This window comes from Cupriavidus sp. PET2-C1, from assembly GCF_054515855.1.
The window spans coordinates 3,624,450-3,639,689 of sequence record NZ_CM137259.1 but is presented as its reverse complement, the minus strand read 5'-3'; the positions used below and the strand labels follow the sequence as shown (position 1 = coordinate 3,639,689).

General features: G+C 66.8%; 15 protein-coding genes. 4 read left to right on the top strand and 11 right to left on the bottom strand.

Features of this window, described 5'->3' with window-relative positions; translation table 11 throughout:
- Window positions 1-6: 6 nt before the first annotated feature.
- Together ACX12D_RS16390 and ACX12D_RS16385 are read left to right on the top strand one after the other, a co-directional pair.
- Entirely contained in the window at window positions 7-1,146 is a 1,140-nt protein-coding gene (locus ACX12D_RS16390; RefSeq protein ID WP_459371947.1) for a PilT/PilU family type 4a pilus ATPase, read from the top strand.
- Window positions 1,147-1,240: 94 nt separating this feature from the next.
- On the top strand, window positions 1,241-1,732 hold the full coding sequence (locus ACX12D_RS16385; RefSeq protein WP_459371946.1) for a glutathione peroxidase: 492 nt from the start codon (window positions 1,241-1,243) through the stop codon (window positions 1,730-1,732).
- A gap of 45 nt (window positions 1,733-1,777) precedes the next feature.
- Here the strand turns inward: ACX12D_RS16385 and ACX12D_RS16380 are convergent, their stop codons facing one another.
- The 11 genes from ACX12D_RS16380 to ACX12D_RS16330 all read right to left on the bottom strand — a co-directional run bounded on the left by ACX12D_RS16380 (window position 1,778) and on the right by ACX12D_RS16330 (window position 12,224).
- Window positions 1,778-2,467 carry a helix-turn-helix transcriptional regulator gene (locus tag ACX12D_RS16380; protein ID WP_459371945.1) on the bottom strand — a complete coding sequence of 230 codons (690 nt, stop codon included), beginning with the start codon at window positions 2,465-2,467 and terminating at the stop codon, window positions 1,778-1,780.
- Between the two features lie 54 nt (window positions 2,468-2,521).
- Entirely contained in the window at window positions 2,522-2,887 is a 366-nt protein-coding gene (locus tag ACX12D_RS16375) for a VOC family protein (RefSeq protein WP_459371944.1), read from the bottom strand.
- A 73-nt stretch (window positions 2,888-2,960) separates the two neighbouring features.
- Entirely contained in the window at window positions 2,961-3,683 is a 723-nt protein-coding gene (locus ACX12D_RS16370) for an LrgB family protein (protein ID WP_174422941.1), read from the bottom strand.
- A complete protein-coding gene (locus tag ACX12D_RS16365) occupies window positions 3,680-4,066 on the bottom strand; it encodes a CidA/LrgA family protein (protein WP_150985969.1) in 387 nt (128 codons plus the stop codon). The genes ACX12D_RS16370 and ACX12D_RS16365 overlap by 4 nt, the downstream gene beginning before the upstream one ends.
- 68 nt (window positions 4,067-4,134) lie before the next feature.
- Entirely contained in the window at window positions 4,135-5,400 is a 1,266-nt protein-coding gene (gene glcF / locus ACX12D_RS16360) for a glycolate oxidase subunit GlcF (RefSeq protein ID WP_459371943.1), read from the bottom strand.
- Between the two features lie 65 nt (window positions 5,401-5,465).
- Entirely contained in the window at window positions 5,466-6,581 is a 1,116-nt protein-coding gene (glcE, locus tag ACX12D_RS16355) for a glycolate oxidase subunit GlcE (protein ID WP_459374043.1), read from the bottom strand.
- Between the two features lie 39 nt (window positions 6,582-6,620).
- Window positions 6,621-7,580, bottom strand: coding sequence for an ion transporter (locus tag ACX12D_RS16350; RefSeq protein ID WP_459371942.1), 960 nt, complete (start codon window positions 7,578-7,580; stop codon window positions 6,621-6,623).
- Between the two features lie 2 nt (window positions 7,581-7,582).
- Complete coding sequence (locus tag ACX12D_RS16345) at window positions 7,583-9,076, bottom strand: FAD-linked oxidase C-terminal domain-containing protein (RefSeq protein ID WP_459371941.1); 1,494 nt, start codon at window positions 9,074-9,076, stop codon at window positions 7,583-7,585.
- A gap of 254 nt (window positions 9,077-9,330) precedes the next feature.
- Entirely contained in the window at window positions 9,331-9,858 is a 528-nt protein-coding gene (locus ACX12D_RS16340) for a GNAT family N-acetyltransferase (protein ID WP_459371940.1), read from the bottom strand.
- Window positions 9,859-9,901: 43 nt separating this feature from the next.
- Complete coding sequence (locus ACX12D_RS16335; protein ID WP_150985975.1) at window positions 9,902-10,792, bottom strand: LysR substrate-binding domain-containing protein; 891 nt, start codon at window positions 10,790-10,792, stop codon at window positions 9,902-9,904.
- A gap of 13 nt (window positions 10,793-10,805) precedes the next feature.
- Window positions 10,806-12,224, bottom strand: coding sequence for an FAD-binding oxidoreductase (locus ACX12D_RS16330; protein ID WP_459371939.1), 1,419 nt, complete (start codon window positions 12,222-12,224; stop codon window positions 10,806-10,808).
- Between the two features lie 239 nt (window positions 12,225-12,463).
- Between ACX12D_RS16330 and ACX12D_RS16325 the strand changes: the two genes are divergently transcribed.
- Window positions 12,464-13,009 (top strand): cob(I)yrinic acid a,c-diamide adenosyltransferase, encoded by a 546-nt coding sequence (locus ACX12D_RS16325; RefSeq protein ID WP_150985977.1) that lies wholly within the window; start codon window positions 12,464-12,466, stop codon window positions 13,007-13,009.
- Window positions 13,010-13,236: 227 nt separating this feature from the next.
- The gene (gene dnaK / locus ACX12D_RS16320) at window positions 13,237-15,195 is read left to right on the top strand and encodes a molecular chaperone DnaK (RefSeq protein ID WP_459371938.1); all 1,959 of its coding nucleotides are present in this window, start codon (window positions 13,237-13,239) and stop codon (window positions 15,193-15,195) included.
- The last annotated feature ends 45 nt before the right edge of the window (window positions 15,196-15,240 follow it).

Genomic DNA, 15,240 nt, shown 5'->3' with positions numbered 1-15,240 from the left:
ACCGCCATGCTCGATCGCGAATCCGCCGCCAAGTACATCAACGACCTGCTCGAGCTGATGGTGGGCAACCGCGGCTCGGACCTGTTCATCACCGCGGATTTTCCGCCGGCCATCAAGGTCGACGGCAAGATCACGCCAGTCTCGCAGCAGCCGCTCAACCCCACCCAGGCGCTCGGCCTGGTGCGCTCCATCATGAACGAGCGGCAGGCGGGCGAGTTCGACGGCAGCCGCGAGTGCAACTTCGCCATCTCCGTGCCCAACGCCGGGCGCTTCCGCGTCTCCGCGTTCATCCAGCAGGGCAAGGCGGGCATGGTGGTGCGTACCATCAATACGCGCATTCCTTCGGTGGAAGACCTCGACCTGCCGCTGGCGCTGCATGACATCGTGATGTCAAAGCGCGGACTGGTGATCGTCACCGGGGCCACCGGCTCGGGCAAGTCGACCTCGCTCGCGGCCATGCTCGATCATCGCAATGCGCATTCGTACGGGCACATCATCACCATCGAGGACCCGATCGAATACGTGCACGCGCACCAGAACTGCATCGTCACGCAGCGCGAGGTCGGCATCGATACCGACTCCTGGCACGTGGCATTGAAGAACACGCTGCGCCAGGCGCCCGACGTGATCTTGATCGGCGAAATCCGCGATCGGGAAACCATGGAATACGCGATGCAGTACGCGGAGACGGGACACCTGTGCCTGGCCACGCTGCACGCCAACAATGCCAACCAGGCCATCGACCGCGTGGTCAACTTCTTCCCCGAGGAAAAGCGCCAGCAGCTGCTGATCGACCTGTCGCTCAACCTGAAGGCGATGGTGTCGCAGCGCCTGTTGCCGCGCAAGGGGCAGAAGGGCCGGGTGCCGGCAGTGGAGATCATGCTCGGCACGCCGCTGGTGGCCGACCTGATCTTCAAGGGCGAGATCCATGCGCTCAAGGAAGTCATCAAGAAATCGCGCGAGCAGGGCATGGTGTCGTTTGACCAGGCGCTCTTCGATCTCTACGAGGCCGGCAAGATCACCTACGAAGACGCGCTGCGCAATGCCGACTCGCTCAACGACCTGCGCTTGATGATCAAGCTGCACGGTACCATGGACCGCGAGCCCGACCTGGGTGCTGGCACCGAACACCTGAATGTGATCTGAGCACCCACGGCAGCGTTGCAAAGTACACTGTCCAGCGGCGGGCGCACATCGCCGACCACCGCCGTCCACCGCCGTGTCACCCGAGGATTCCGTCATGAGCAATGTCTACCAGTTCGAAGCCAGCTCCCTGGCCGGCCTGCCGGTGCCGCTGTCGCAATTCAGCGGCAAGGTGCTGCTGATCGTGAACACGGCCAGCGAGTGCGGCTTTACGCCGCAATATGCCGGCCTGCAGGCGCTGCAGGACCAGTACGCGGCCAGCGGCCTTGCAGTGCTGGGTTTTCCCTGTAACCAGTTCGGCAAGCAGGAGCCGGGCGACGCCGCGCAGATCGGCCAGTTTTGCGAGTCGCGATTCCACGTCACCTTCCCGATGTTCGGCAAGATCGACGTCAAGGGCGATAACGCGCATCCGCTGTATCGCTGGCTGACCTCGGAGAAGCCGGGCGTGCTTGGCCTGGAAGCGATCAAGTGGAACTTCACCAAGTTCCTGTTGCGCCGCAACGGGACGGTGTTCAAGCGCTACGCGCCCACCACCAAGCCCGAGGATATCAAGCGCGACATCGAGACGCTGCTGGCCGAGCCGGCGTAGGACGCGTCCCGAGTCAGCCGATCACCAGATCACCCGATCAGCCGGCTAGCCGCTGGTGTGCTGCACTGCACGCAGGAAGCCGTTGAGCGAGCGGTCGGGTGTTTCGTGGAAGCGGTCTTCCAGCATGACGATGCCGCGGCAGCGGTCCAGGCGGAAGCTGCGATAGTCGGTACGCGTGGTGCACCAGGCGGCCAGCAGCCAGCTGTTGCCCCAGAAGAACAGGCCCAGCGGCTGCACGATGCGGTCGGTGGCGCGCTGTTGCGCGTCGGTGTAGTCCAGGCGCAGCAGGCGTTGCGCGCTCATGGCGCTGTGCACTACGTCAAAGGCATCGCGCACCTGCGGCAGGTTGACGAATTCGGGGGCGAACACGCGGCTTTGCTGCGCCGCATGACGCCGCGCGGGCGGCAGCGCCGCCACCAGTTTCTCCAGCGCGGGATCGGCAGCGGCGGCCAGCGCACCGCCGCCCCAGGCCTTGAGCAGCCGCAGCCCGGCTACCAGCGCTTCGACTTCGATCGCGGTGAACATCAGCGGAGGGACGTCATAGTCGGCCCGCAACCGGTAGCCGATGCCCGCTTCGCCCTCGACCGGCACGCCCGACAGCGACAGCGCCTGGATATCCCGGTACACCGTGCGCTCGGACACCCCGAGCCGCTGCGCCAGCAGCGCCGCCGTGGTGAGGCGGCGCCCGCGCAGTACCTGGACGATCTGGAAAAGGCGGTCGGCGCGGCGGCTCATCGAGGCTTCATCTTGGTTCTATGCGGGTATTGGTAACACGATCGCGGCAGCCGACTATCCTACCAGCGGCTGGTGCAGGCCGATGCGATTGCCTTCGCTGTCGATGATATGCGCGATATGGCCGATATCGCCAGGCAGCTGCAGCGGGCCGAACACGGTCTTGCCGCCGGCGGCGGTGACACGCGCCAGCAGCGCCGTGAGCTGCTGCGTGTGCAGGTAAGGCAGGCAGCCGTCGGCCGAAGGGCGGAAGCCCTCCCCGGCTACCAGTGCGCCGCCAGGCTCATGGTTGGCAAAGACAGCCATGTCGATCTGCGCCATGGTTTCGCGTTTGAGGGTGGTCTCGAAGGCCTGCTCGTAGAACCGGATGGCACGGGTCATGTCCGTGACAGGAATTTCAAGCCAGTTGATCAGTCCGCTCATGATGGTCTCTCTCAGGGGTGATGGAGAGACGGATCATGCGCGGGGGCTCCTGACAACGTCCTGTCAGCAGGGATCAGCGCGGCATCCATGCCGCCAGCATCGGCACCATCACCGCGGTCAGCACGCCGTTCAGGCCCATGCCAAGCGCGGCGAAGGCGCCGGCCTCCTGGTTGACCTGGAAGGCGCGCGCGGTGCCGATGCCGTGCGCTGCCACGCCGGTGGCGAAGCCGCGCACGGTGTAGTCGGCAATGCGCAGCAGGTTCAGCAGCTTGGTGGCGCTGACTGCGCCGATGATGCCGGTGGCCATCACCAGCACGGCGGTCAGCGAGGGCAGGCCGCCGATCTTCTCGGCCACGCCCATGGCGATCGGGATCGTGACCGACTTGGGCGCTAGCGAGCGCATGGTCTCGGGCGAAGCGCCCAGCAGCCAGGCGATGCCCACGGCCGATACCACCGCCACCAGCGATCCCGCCAGCAGCCCGCCCAGCAGCGGGAACACGTGCTTGCGCAACTTGGGCAGCTGCATGTAGAGCGGCACCGCCAGCGCGACGGTAGCGGGCCCGAGCAGGAAGTGGACGAACTGCGCGCCATCGAAATAGGTCTTGTACGGCGTGCCGGTCACTGTCAGCAGCGTGACCAGGATCGCGACCGCAATCATCACGGGATTGGCTAGCGGCGAGAAGCGCGCGCGCTCATAGACGCGGAACGCGAAGACATAGGCCAGCAAGGTGGCGGTCAGGCCGAGCAGCGGGCTGGCCGCCAGATAGACCCAGATCTCGTTCAGGCGCGGCGTCATGCTTGTTCTCCCGAACCGGCTTGCGCGCCGGCATCCTCGGGTGGGCGGGGCTTGCCCATCAGCGCGCGCGCCACCAGCGCGGTGGTGGCGATCGCCAGCCAGGTGGACACCACCAGCGCCACCACGATCGGCAGCCACTCGCCGCCGATGCGGTGCGCATGCACCATGATGCCGACGCCCGCCGGCACGAACAACAGCGACAAGTGCTTGAGCAGCTCGGACGTGGTCCCCTGGATCACCGGCAGCAGCCGGTCGTCGAACGTGAGCCAGCCGAACAGCAGGATCATGCCGATCACCGGCCCGGGCACGGGCAGGCTCAGGGAATAACTGAGCGCTTCCCCGACGGATTGGAAAACCAGCAGGATGGCGAAGGTCTGGAGCATGCGGGTGCGGGGCGAAAAGAGGCAAGGGTGAATGCCACTGCATGGTAACCCGGCACTACACGTCCAGCCTACCCCAGCATGCGGTCCACCAGCTCGATCCAGTGCATCACCGGCGTGCCGGTGCCGCTTTGCAGGTGCGTGATGCAGCCGATATTCGCCGAGACGATGGCCTCGGGCTTCGAGGCCTGCAGGTTGGCGAGCTTCTCGTCGCGCAGCCGATAGGACAAATCGGGCTGCAGCACCGAGTACGTGCCTGCGGAGCCACAGCACAGGTGGCTGTCGGCACAGAGCTTGACGTCCACGCCCAGGCCCGTCAGCAGGGCTTCCACCTTGCCGCGGATCTGCTGGCCGTGCTGCAGCGTGCAGGGCGGATGATAGGCCACGCGCCGGCCGCTGGTGCCGTCGCTGCCTTTGCTGCTCCTTGCCTCGGAGGCCGCGTCTTGCAGGGCGTCGGCGAAGTTCGGCAGCAGCTCCGACAGATCCTTGGTCAGCGCCGAGATCTGGCGCGCACGATCCGCATAGCGGGCATCGTTGCGCAGCAGGTGGCCGTATTCCTTGACCATCACGCCGCAGCCCGACGCCGTCATCACGATGGCCTCCGCGCCGGCTTGCACCGCCGGCCACCAGGCGTCGATATTGCGCCGCATATTGTCGAGGCCGCCGTCGTGGTCGCCGGTGTGATAGCGCACGGCGCCGCAACAGCCGGCTTCGCGCGCCACCACCAGCTGCACGCCAAGGCGGTCGAACACGCGTGCCGTGGCGGCATTGATGTTGGGCGACATCGAGGGCTGCACACACCCGTCGAGCAACAACATCTTGCGTGCATGCGTGGTGCGCGGCCATGTGCCGGCGTCGACCGCCTGCGGCACCTTGTTGCGCAGCGCCTGCGGCAACAGCGGGCGCACGCGCTGGCCCATGCGCATGGCCGTGCCGAACAGCGCCGGGCGCGTCATGCTCTCGCGCAGTGCCCACCGCGCGAAACGCTCGCGCGCCGGGCGCTGGATGCCTTCGGCCGCAAGGCGGTCGTCCACCACCTTGCGGCCGATGTCGACCAGACGGCCGTACTTCACGCCCGAAGGGCAGGTGGATTCGCAGTTGCGGCAGGTCAGGCAGCGGTCCAGGTGCAGGCGTGTGCTTTCCGTGACGGGCTGGCCCTCCAGCACCTGCTTCATCAGGTAGATGCGGCCACGCGGGCCGTCCAGCTCGTCGCCGAGCAACTGGTAGGTGGGGCAGGTCGCGGTACAGAAGCCGCAATGCACGCATTTGCCGACGATGGACTTGGCCTCTTCGCCGTCGGGCGTGTCGCGCAGGAATTCGGCCAGTGTGGTTTGCATGGTTCGGGGACTCTCCGGTGCCTTGGCTGGGGATCGATGCGGTGTGGCGCGGTGCGGCCCGTGGCTCAGAAGCCGGCGTACATGCGCTGCGGGTTGAAGATGCCGGCGGGGTCGAACGTCGCCTTGAGCCGCTGATGGATGGCAGCCACCGGCGCGGACAGCGGCGTGAACACGCCCACGGCCTTGTCGCCGTTGCGAAACAGCGTGGCATGGCCGCCGGCCGCCTTGGCCGCGGCGCGCACGATGGCACTGTCGGCCGCGGTGTCGCTGCCGCCCAGCCACCAGCGCTGGCCGCCGCCCCATTCGATCAGCTGCCCGCCGGGCAGCGCCAGCGGTGCGGCGGTGGTTGGCACGGCAATGCGCCACAGTGCCCGGCCAGCTTGCACCGGGGCAAAGAAGGCGTGGCTCTGCTCGCGCAGCCCGCGCCACAATGCATCGGCTTGCGCGGCGTCCACGGCTTCGCCGCCAAGCCGCTCGCGCGCGGCGCGCAGCGCGGCCGCCGCGCCCGACAGGCGCAGGTGCAGCACGCCGTCGTGCCAGGCCGAGGCCGCAATCGGCAGGGGCTGGCCGCCCCAGTCGTTGAGGCGATCGAGCGCCGCGGCCTCGTCCAGCGCAAAGCGCAGCGTGGCGTCGTCGAAGGGCATCGGCAGCACCTTGAGCGAGACTTCCAGGATCAGCCCCAGCGTGCCGAGCGATCCGGACATCAGCCGCGAGACGTCATAGCCGGCCACGTTCTTCATGACCTGGCCGCCGAAGCTCAGGACGTCGCCACGGCCGTCCATCACTCGCGTGCCCAGCACAAAGTCACGCAACGCGCCCACCGCTTGCCGGCGCGGGCCGGACAGGCCGGCGGCCACCGCGCCGCCGATCGTGGCCACGTCACTGGCATTGGCGCCGGTGCTGAAGTGCGGCGGCTCGAACGCCAGCATCTGGCGCCGCTCGGCCAGCGCCGCCTCGATCTCGACCAGCGGCGTGCCACAGCGCGCGGTGATCACTAGCTCGGGCGGGTCGTAGTCGACGATGCCGCTGTAGGCGCGCGTGTCGAGCAGCACCCCATGCGTGTGCTGGCCGTAGAAATCCTTGCTGCCGCCGCCGCGCAGGCGCAGCGGCGCGCGCGTGTCGGTGGCATGCCGGATGGCATCGCGAAAGGCGGTGAGGGTGGCTTGCTGGTCGACTGGCATGGCTGGCATGGTGGCTGGCGGGTGTCGGCTTGAACTAAGTCAGGCGGAAGGAGTGGGACGGCGAGGTGGCGCCCCGGCGCTGGCGCGGGACCCTGCCGGCTCGCGTTCGCTCTCGTCCTGGTAAGGCGGCAGCTCGTTGCCGCAATGCTTGCAGTAGCCGGCATCGGGCTCGTGGCCTTCCGTCAGGCAATGGTTGCACGTGCGCGTGGTCAGCGGCCGCTTCATGATGCTGGCGGCCAGCTCAGCGCCCACGATGCCGGTGGGGAAGGCGATGATGCCGTAGCCCAGCAGGATGGTCAGCGAGGTGATGAACTGGCCCAGCGGCGTCTTGGGCACCATGTCGCCGAAGCCGGTGGTGGTCAATGTCACCACTGCCCAGTACATGCTCACGGGGATGCTGGTAAAGCCGTGCTGCGGGCCTTCCACCACATACATCACGGTGCCGAGGATCACGGTGATGATGAACACCGTGCCAAGGAAGACGAAGATCTTGCGCCGGCTGTTGGCCAGCGCGCGGTACAGGATCTGCGCTTCCTCGAAATACACCGTCAGCTTGAGGATCCGGAACACGCGCAGCAGCCGCAGCAGGCGCACGTCGATCAGGAACGCCAGCTCGGGCACGAAGAAGGCGAGCCACGTGGGGATGATCGACAGGAAATCGACCACGCCGAAGAAGCTGAACACATAGCGCAAGGGGCGGCGCACCACCACGATGCGCATCAGGTATTCGGCGGTGAACAACAGCGTGAACAGCCACTCCAGCACCGTGAACACGCGGCCCAGCCGCAGGCTTACCGCCGGCAGGCTGTCGAACATCACAATCAGCACGCTGGCCACGATGGCCAGCAGCAGGGTGATGTCGAACAGCTGCCCGTTACGCGTGCCGGCCTCGAAGATGATGGTGTACCAGCGCTCGCGCCAGCCGGATTCGGGCTTGCCGAGGCGCTGGCGGGTTTGCGCGCTGCTGCGGGTGCGTTGCGTGGCGTTTTGAGCGGCCATGTTCAGAATCGGGGCAGGTCAGGGTGTGGCAGCAGGCCGCGCTTCACATGCATGCGGCCATACTCGGCGCAGCGCGCCAGCGTGGGGATGGCCTTGTCCGGGTTGAGCAGGCGCGCCGGGTCGAAGGCCGCCTTGACGCCAAAGAACAGCTCGCGCTCCTCCGCGGAGAACTGCACGCACATGGAATTGAGCTTCTCCACGCCCACGCCGTGCTCGCCGGTCACCGTGCCGCCCAGCTCCACGCAGCTCTCCAGGATGTCGGAGCCGAACAGCTCGGCGCGGTGCCATTCGTCCTGGTCCGCGCCATCGAACAGGATCAGCGGGTGCATATTGCCGTCGCCCGCATGGAACACGTTCATGCAGCGCAGCCCGTACTTGCGCTCCATCTCCTCGATGCGCTTGAGCAGCGTGCCGATATGCTTGCGTGGGATGGTGCCGTCCATGCAGTAGTAATCCGGCGAGATGCGCCCGGCGGCGGGGAAGGCGTTCTTGCGCCCGCTCCAGAAGCGCAGCCGTTCGGCCTCGCTTTGCGACACCTGGATGCGGCTCGCGCCGGAAGCGCGCAGCACTTCACTCATGCGCTCCACCTCCTCGGCCACTTCTTCCGGCGTGCCGTCGGACTCGCACAGCAGGATGGCGGCGGCGTCCAGGTCATAGCCGGCGCGCACGAATTCCTCGACCGCGGCGGTGGCGGGCTTGTCCATCATCTCCAGCCCGGCCGGGATGATGCCGGCGCCGATCACATCGGCCACCGCGTTGCCACCCTTGGCCACGTCATCGAAGCTGGCCATGATCACTTGCGCCAGCTGCGGCTTGGGGATCAGCTTGACCGTCACCTCGGTGACTACCGCCAGCATGCCTTCGGAGCCGATCACGGCTGCCAGCAGGTCCAGCCCCGGCGCATCGGGCGCTTCCGAGCCGAACTCCACCACTTCGCCCTCCATGGTGACGGCGCGCACGCGCAGCACGTTGTGCACGGTCAGGCCGTACTTCAGGCAATGCACGCCGCCCGAGTTCTCGCTGACGTTGCCGCCGATGGTGCAGGCGATCTGCGAGGAAGGATCGGGGGCGTAATAGAGGTTGTACTGCGCGGCCGCCTCTGAGATAGCGAGATTGCGCACGCCGGGCTGGACCACCGCGGTGCGCGAGCGCACGTCCACGCTGACAATGCGCTTGAACTTGGCCAGCGACAGTACCAGGCCGGTGGCGATCGGCATGGCCCCGCCGGACAAGCTGGTGCCGGCGCCGCGCGGCACCACGGGCACCTGCAGCGAATGGCACAGGCGCAGGATGGCGCAGACCTGGTCCTCGCTATCGGGCAGCGCCACGGCCATCGGCACCTGGCGGTAGGCCGCCAGGCCGTCGCACTCGTAGGGCACGGTGTCTTCGGGTTTCCACAACAACGCCGCATCGGGCAGGATTTTCGCCAGGCCGGCGAGCAACGCGCTGCGGCGTGCGTCGTCGGCGACCAGTGAGACTTCGTGCGGGGCGTTCATGGCAACTCCTGTTATGGCCGCCGGCGCCCGCCATGGCAGGGCGGACGCGGGTGGGGAGCAAGGACTATAGCGCAGCCAGGTGGCTGCGCAGCCTCGTGGCAACGTGAATTCCGCATGGTGGGCCGATCAAAATCGCTCATGCCGGCATGGGCCCGGAACGTGCCATGCGGGCGGTGGCAGGGACGATCGTACGTGGGCTGGCCGGTATCAATCCAGCTTAGCACCGGCGCGGCGCAAGGCGCCAACAGGGCGCTTTATTGTCCGCGCGGCGCCAGCATGTGCACCATTTCCAGCTTGTCGTGGTAGTCCGGTGCCACATAGAGCGCCTGCGGCTCCACGCCGTAGCGCACGAAGCCCATGGCCTCATAGAGCGCAATCGCTGGCGCATTGATGACGTTGACGCTGAGCGTGACCTGGCGCAGCCCGGGCATGGCGGTGGCTACCGCCAGCGCCTGTTCCATCAGCTGCCGCCCGAGGCGCCGGCCGCGATAGCCCGGTGCCACATACATGCCCCAGATAAACGCCTTATGGCGCTGCTTGGCCTTGTCCTCGCGCATCACCCCGACCACGCCGGCCAGCGCGGTGCCGCCCTCGGTGGCTTCCAAGGCGCCGATCACGGCCTTTTCGGGCGTTGCCTCAAGGCGGCCGGCGATGGTGGCCAGCGGCAGGTCGCGCTCTTCCTCGAAGCTGGAACCGAAGGCGGCGGGCGCTTCCAGCAAGCCTTCGAGGCGCAGCGCCTGGAAGGCTCCAGCATCGGCGGGGGTGAGCAGACGGATCTGCATGGGGAGTGTCTCCGAATGGGGTTGGCCGGACAGCTAGCCAGTCTTACCAGTCAAGGCTGAGCAGCCAGTCGACGAAATACCGTGCCTCCGGCTTGAGCGGCGCCTGTTCGCGCTCGACGATGTAGTAGCCGTGCGGCGACACCGATTCGATGTCCAGCAGCCGCACCATCTGGCCCAGCGACAGCCAGTGCCGGGCCATGCGCTGGCGCACCAGCGCCACGCCCTGGTTGGAGGCGATGGCTTCGAGCATCAGGCCGATGTCGTTGAATTGCGGGCCGGTCTGGGGCTCGGGCCAGTCCAGGCCCGCGGTCTCGAACCACGGCTTCCAGGGCTCCAGCGGGCTGCGCAGCAGCACCAGGTTGTGCAGGTGCTCGGGTTTGGTGATGGCGCGGCCGTCGATGCGCTCGTAGTACTCGCGCCCGCAGGCCGGGAACACGGGCTCGACCAGCAGCTTGGTGGTCTTCAGGTCGGGGTAGCGCCCGGTGCCGTAGCGGATCTCCACATCGGTGTCTTCCGCCTTCACGTCCAGGAAGGGGATGGCCAGGTGCAGCTCGGTGTCGATGTGGGGGTACAGCGCCGTGAACTCGGGCAGGCGCGGCACCAGGTGCTGGCGGCCGAAGGTGGGCGGGATCGCCACGCGCAGGCGGGTGCGCAGCTTGTTGTACTCGGGCCGGGCCAGTTCGTTGAGCGCCTTGAGGGCATCCTGCACATTGCGCAGGTAGCGCGTGCCAGCGGCCGTCAGCCGCAGCGCGGCATTGGCGCGCACGAACAGGTCCTCGCCCCACAGCTCTTCCAGGTTCTTGATGCGGTGCGACACCGCGCTGGGCGTGACCGACAGCTCCTCGGCTGCGCGCGCGAAGCTGCCCAGCCGGGCGGCGGCTTCGAACGCGATCAGCAGGTGCAGCGGCGGGACGCGGTTGAACACGGATGCCATGCCGCGCGAGCCCTTAGCGTACCGGGCGGAAGATCTTGCCCGGGTTGAGGATGTGGTTGGGATCGAGCGCGTTCTTGATGGCGCGCATCAGGTCGAGCGCGTCTTCGCCGTGCTCGCTGACCAGGAAATCCATCTTGTGCAGCCCCACGCCGTGCTCGCCGGTGCAGGTGCCGCCCATGGCCAGCGCGCGTTCCACGATGCGCTGGTTGATGGTTTCGGCCTCGGCGAGTTCCTCGGGCTTTTCAGGGTCGGTGAGGATCGCGACGTGGAAATTGCCGTCGCCCACATGGCCCACGATGGGGCAAGGCAGGCTGGACGCGTTGAGGTCACGCTCGGTCTCGGTCACGCAATCGGCCAGGCGGGAGATCGGCACGCACACGTCGGTGGTGACCGCCTTGCAGCCCGGCTTGAGCTGCAGCATGGCGAAGTAAGCGGTATGGCGCGCGTTCCACAGGCGGCTGCGGTCTTCCGGCCGCGTGGCCCACTCGAAGCCTTGGCCACCATTGTCGGCGGCGATCTGCTGCACGGTCTCGGCCTGCTCCTTGACGCCGGCCTCGGTGCCATGGAACTCGAAGAACAGGTGTGGCGCCTCCGGCATGGAGAGGTTGTCGTGGCGGTTGATGGCGCGGATGGCCAGTGCGTCGACGAACTCCACGCGCGCGACGGGCACGCCCAGCTGGATGGTCTCGATGGTTGCCTGCACCGCGCTGCCCATGCTGGGGAAGCTGCAGATGGCCGCCGAGATGGCTTCGGGCTGCGGGTACAGCCGCACCGTCACCTCGGTGATGATGCCCAGCGTGCCTTCGCTGCCGATCATCAGGCGGGTCAGGTCGTAGCCGGCGGAGGACTTGCGGGCGTGGGTGCCGGTCTTGATGATGCGGCCGTCGGCGGTGACCACCGTCAGCGCCAGCACGTTCTCGCGCATGGTGCCGTAGCGCACCGCGTTGGTCCCGGAGGCGCGCGTGGCGCACATGCCGCCCAGCGAGGCATCGGCGCCCGGGTCGATCGGGAAGAACAGGCCGGAGTCCTTGATTTCCTGGTTCAGCTGCTTGCGGGTCACGCCCGGTTGCACCGTCACGTTCAGGTCTTCGGGTTGTACCGACAGCACCTTGTTCATCTGCGACAGGTCCAGGCTGATGCCGCCGGCCACCGCCAGCAGGTGGCCTTCGAGCGAGGAACCGGCGCCGTAGGCGATCAGCGGCACACGGTGCTCGTTGCACAGGCGGGCCACCTCGGCCACTTCCTCGGTGGTGTGGGCGAAGACCACGCCGTCCGGCGCTGCCGGCGGGAAGGGCGACTCGTCGCGGCCGTGGTGGTCGCAGACGCCGGGGGAGGTGGAGAAGCGTTCGCCGAAGCGGGCCTGCAAGGCGTCACGCACGGCGGCGGGCAGGGGTTGGCGCACCAGCGTGGCGTGGGCAAGGGGTTGGTTCATGGCGTCTCCGGCGGGTCTGTGGGGGCCGGGGACGCGCAGCGCCGGCCATGGCAAGGCCGCGCTGAACGGCGCCGGTAATCGCACCCGGTAGCGTATCAAGCGAATCCCGTTATTCTACGCCGCACCCGGGGCGGCTCGTTGGGCGGGCGCCGCAACCGCCACCCGGCACCGGGCAGCGCGCTAACGCGAAGGGCCGGATGCGCGCCATAATGCTGGATTCGCCAACGCAGGAGACCCGCATGGGCCATCGCCTCTCCAAGATCGCCACCCGCACCGGAGATGCCGGCACCACCGGGCTTGGCGACGGCAGCCGCACCAGCAAGGACAGCCTGCGCATTGCCGCCATCGGCGATGTGGACGAGCTCAACTCGAACCTTGGCGTGCTGCTCACCGAGACGCTGCCCGACGATGTCCGCTCGGCCTTGCTGCATATCCAGCACGACCTGTTCGACCTTGGCGGCGAACTCTCCATCCCCGGCTACGTGCTGGTCAAGCCCGAGCAGGTGCTGCAGCTGGACGCATGGCTGGATCACTACAATGCCAACCTGCCGCGCCTGGCCGAGTTCATCCTGCCGGGCGGCAGCCGGGCCGCGGCGGTGGCGCATGTGTGCCGCACGGTGTGCCGGCGCGCCGAGCGCGCGCTGGTGGCGCTGGGCGCGCAGGAAGCCCTGAACGAGGCGCCCCGCCAGTACCTGAACCGCTTGTCCGACCTGCTGTTCGTGCTGTCGCGCGTGCTCAACCGGGCCGGCGGGGGCAGCGATGTCCTATGGCAGCGAGGCCGTTAGCCGCGCCCATTTTAAATGACTTAAGAAGCACAAAAACCACACTTGGCGCGCAACGTCTCCTAACACCCTTCAACTTGGCCCGCCAGCCTGCCGTTGATCAGAGGGAGAAGCCGAGGAATTTAGTCGGAATTGCACTTCCGGCCCTTGAAATGGCCCCGGACGGCCACATTTCGGCCTCAGGATGAATTGCAGTCCCCGCGGATAGCGGGGCTCAAGAGGAGAGAATAATGGGTAAGATCATCGGTATCGACCTCGGTACCACCAACAGCTGCGTCGCGATCATGGAAGGCAATACGCCCAAGGTGATCGAAAATGCCGAAGGCACGCGTACCACCCCTTCGATCATCGCCTACATGGAAGACGGCGAGATCCTGGTGGGCGCGCCTGCCAAGCGCCAGGCGGTGACCAATCCGCGCAACACCCTGTATGCGGTGAAGCGCCTGATCGGCCGCAAGTTCGAAGAAAAGGAAGTGCAGAAGGACATCGGCCTGATGCCGTACACCATCGTCAAGGCCGACAACGGCGACGCATGGGTGTCCGTGCGCGACCAGAAGCTGGCACCGCCGCAGGTGTCCGCCGAAGTGCTGCGCAAGATGAAGAAGACCGCCGAAGACTACCTCGGCGAGCCGGTGACCGAAGCCGTGATTACCGTGCCGGCTTACTTCAACGACTCGCAGCGCCAGGCCACCAAGGACGCTGGCCGCATCGCAGGCCTCGACGTCAAGCGCATCATCAACGAGCCGACCGCGGCCGCGCTGGCCTTTGGCCTGGACAAGAACGAAAAGGGCGACCGCAAGATCGCCGTGTATGACCTGGGTGGCGGCACGTTCGACATCTCGATCATCGAGATCGCCGACGTTGACGGCGAGAAGCAGTTCGAAGTGCTGTCGACCAATGGCGACACCTTCCTGGGCGGCGAAGACTTCGACCAGCGCATCATCGACTACATCATCGGTGAGTTCAAGAAGGACCAGGGCGTCGACCTGTCCAAGGACGTACTCGCGCTGCAACGCCTGAAGGAAGCCGCTGAAAAGGCCAAGATCGAACTGTCGAGCTCGCAGCAGACCGAAATCAACCTGCCGTACATCACGGCGGATGCCTCCGGTCCTAAGCACTTGAACCTGAAGATGACCCGCGCCAAGCTGGAATCGCTGGTCGAGGAACTGATCCTGCGCACCATCGAGCCGTGCCGCATCGCCATCAAGGATGCCGGCGTCAAGGTCAGCGAAATCGATGACGTGATCCTGGTCGGCGGCATGACCCGCATGCCCAAGGTGCAGGAACAGGTCAAGGAGTTCTTCGGCAAGGAAGCGCGCAAGGACGTGAACCCGGACGAAGCCGTCGCCGTTGGCGCCGCGATCCAGGGCTCCGTGCTGTCGGGCGACCGCAAGGACCTGCTGCTGCTGGACGTGACGCCGCTGTCGCTGGGCATCGAAACGCTGGGTGGCGTGATGACCAAGATGATCACCAAGAACACCACCATCCCGACCAAGCATGCGCAGGTGTTCTCGACCGCTGACGACAACCAGCCGGCCGTGACCATCAAGGTGTTCCAGGGCGAGCGTGAAATGGCCACCGGCAACAAGCTGCTGGGCGAATTCAACCTCGAAGGCATCGCGCCGGCCGCACGCGGCACGCCGCAGATCGAAGTCTCGTTCGACATCGACGCCAACGGCATCCTGCACGTGGGCGCCAAGGACAAGGCGACCGGCAAGGAAAACCGCATCACCATCAAGGCGAACTCGGGCCTGTCGGAAGACGAGATCCAGCGCATGGTGAAGGACGCCGAGGCCAACGCCGAGGAAGACAAGAAGGCCCGTGAGCTGGCGGATGCCCGCAACCAGGCCGACGCGCTGATCCACTCGACCAAGAAGGCTGTCACCGAATACGGCGACAAGCTGGAAGCGGGAGAGAAGGAAAAGATCGAAGCCGCGATCAAGGAACTGGAAGACGCCGCACGCGGCGGCGACAAGGCCGAGATCGATGCCAAGGTCAGCGCGCTGTCCGAAGCCAGCCAGAAGCTGGGCGAGCGTGTCTATGCGGACATGCAGGCCCAGGCCGGCGAAGCGGGCGCCGCGGGCGCAGCAGCCGGTGCCGGTGCTGCCGGTGCGGGCCATCAGCAAGCCCATCCGCAGGACGATAACGTCGTGGACGCCGAGTTCAAGGAAGTCAACGACAAGAAGTAATGGAAGAGCGGGGCGGGGGCGCGGTGCGCAACACCAGCGCCAGCC

Coding starts and splice junctions, on each gene's coding strand:
- glcE (WP_459374043.1), bottom strand. CDS start 6,581: ATGCCAGTCGACCAGCAAGCCACCCTCACCGCCTTTCGCGATGCCATC.
- ACX12D_RS16370 (WP_174422941.1), bottom strand. CDS start 3,683: ATGACGCCGCGCCTGAACGAGATCTGGGTCTATCTGGCGGCCAGCCCG.
- ACX12D_RS16385 (WP_459371946.1), top strand. CDS start 1,241: ATGAGCAATGTCTACCAGTTCGAAGCCAGCTCCCTGGCCGGCCTGCCG.
- ACX12D_RS16335 (WP_150985975.1), bottom strand. CDS start 10,792: ATGGCATCCGTGTTCAACCGCGTCCCGCCGCTGCACCTGCTGATCGCG.
- ACX12D_RS16380 (WP_459371945.1), bottom strand. CDS start 2,467: ATGAGCCGCCGCGCCGACCGCCTTTTCCAGATCGTCCAGGTACTGCGC.
- ACX12D_RS16365 (WP_150985969.1), bottom strand. CDS start 4,066: ATGCTCCAGACCTTCGCCATCCTGCTGGTTTTCCAATCCGTCGGGGAA.
- glcF (WP_459371943.1), bottom strand. CDS start 5,400: ATGCAAACCACACTGGCCGAATTCCTGCGCGACACGCCCGACGGCGAA.
- dnaK (WP_459371938.1), top strand. CDS start 13,237: ATGGGTAAGATCATCGGTATCGACCTCGGTACCACCAACAGCTGCGTC.
- ACX12D_RS16350 (WP_459371942.1), bottom strand. CDS start 7,580: ATGGCCGCTCAAAACGCCACGCAACGCACCCGCAGCAGCGCGCAAACC.
- ACX12D_RS16330 (WP_459371939.1), bottom strand. CDS start 12,224: ATGAACCAACCCCTTGCCCACGCCACGCTGGTGCGCCAACCCCTGCCC.
- ACX12D_RS16340 (WP_459371940.1), bottom strand. CDS start 9,858: ATGCAGATCCGTCTGCTCACCCCCGCCGATGCTGGAGCCTTCCAGGCG.
- ACX12D_RS16345 (WP_459371941.1), bottom strand. CDS start 9,076: ATGAACGCCCCGCACGAAGTCTCACTGGTCGCCGACGACGCACGCCGC.
- ACX12D_RS16390 (WP_459371947.1), top strand. CDS start 7: ATGCTCGATCGCGAATCCGCCGCCAAGTACATCAACGACCTGCTCGAG.
- ACX12D_RS16375 (WP_459371944.1), bottom strand. CDS start 2,887: ATGAGCGGACTGATCAACTGGCTTGAAATTCCTGTCACGGACATGACC.
- ACX12D_RS16325 (WP_150985977.1), top strand. CDS start 12,464: ATGGGCCATCGCCTCTCCAAGATCGCCACCCGCACCGGAGATGCCGGC.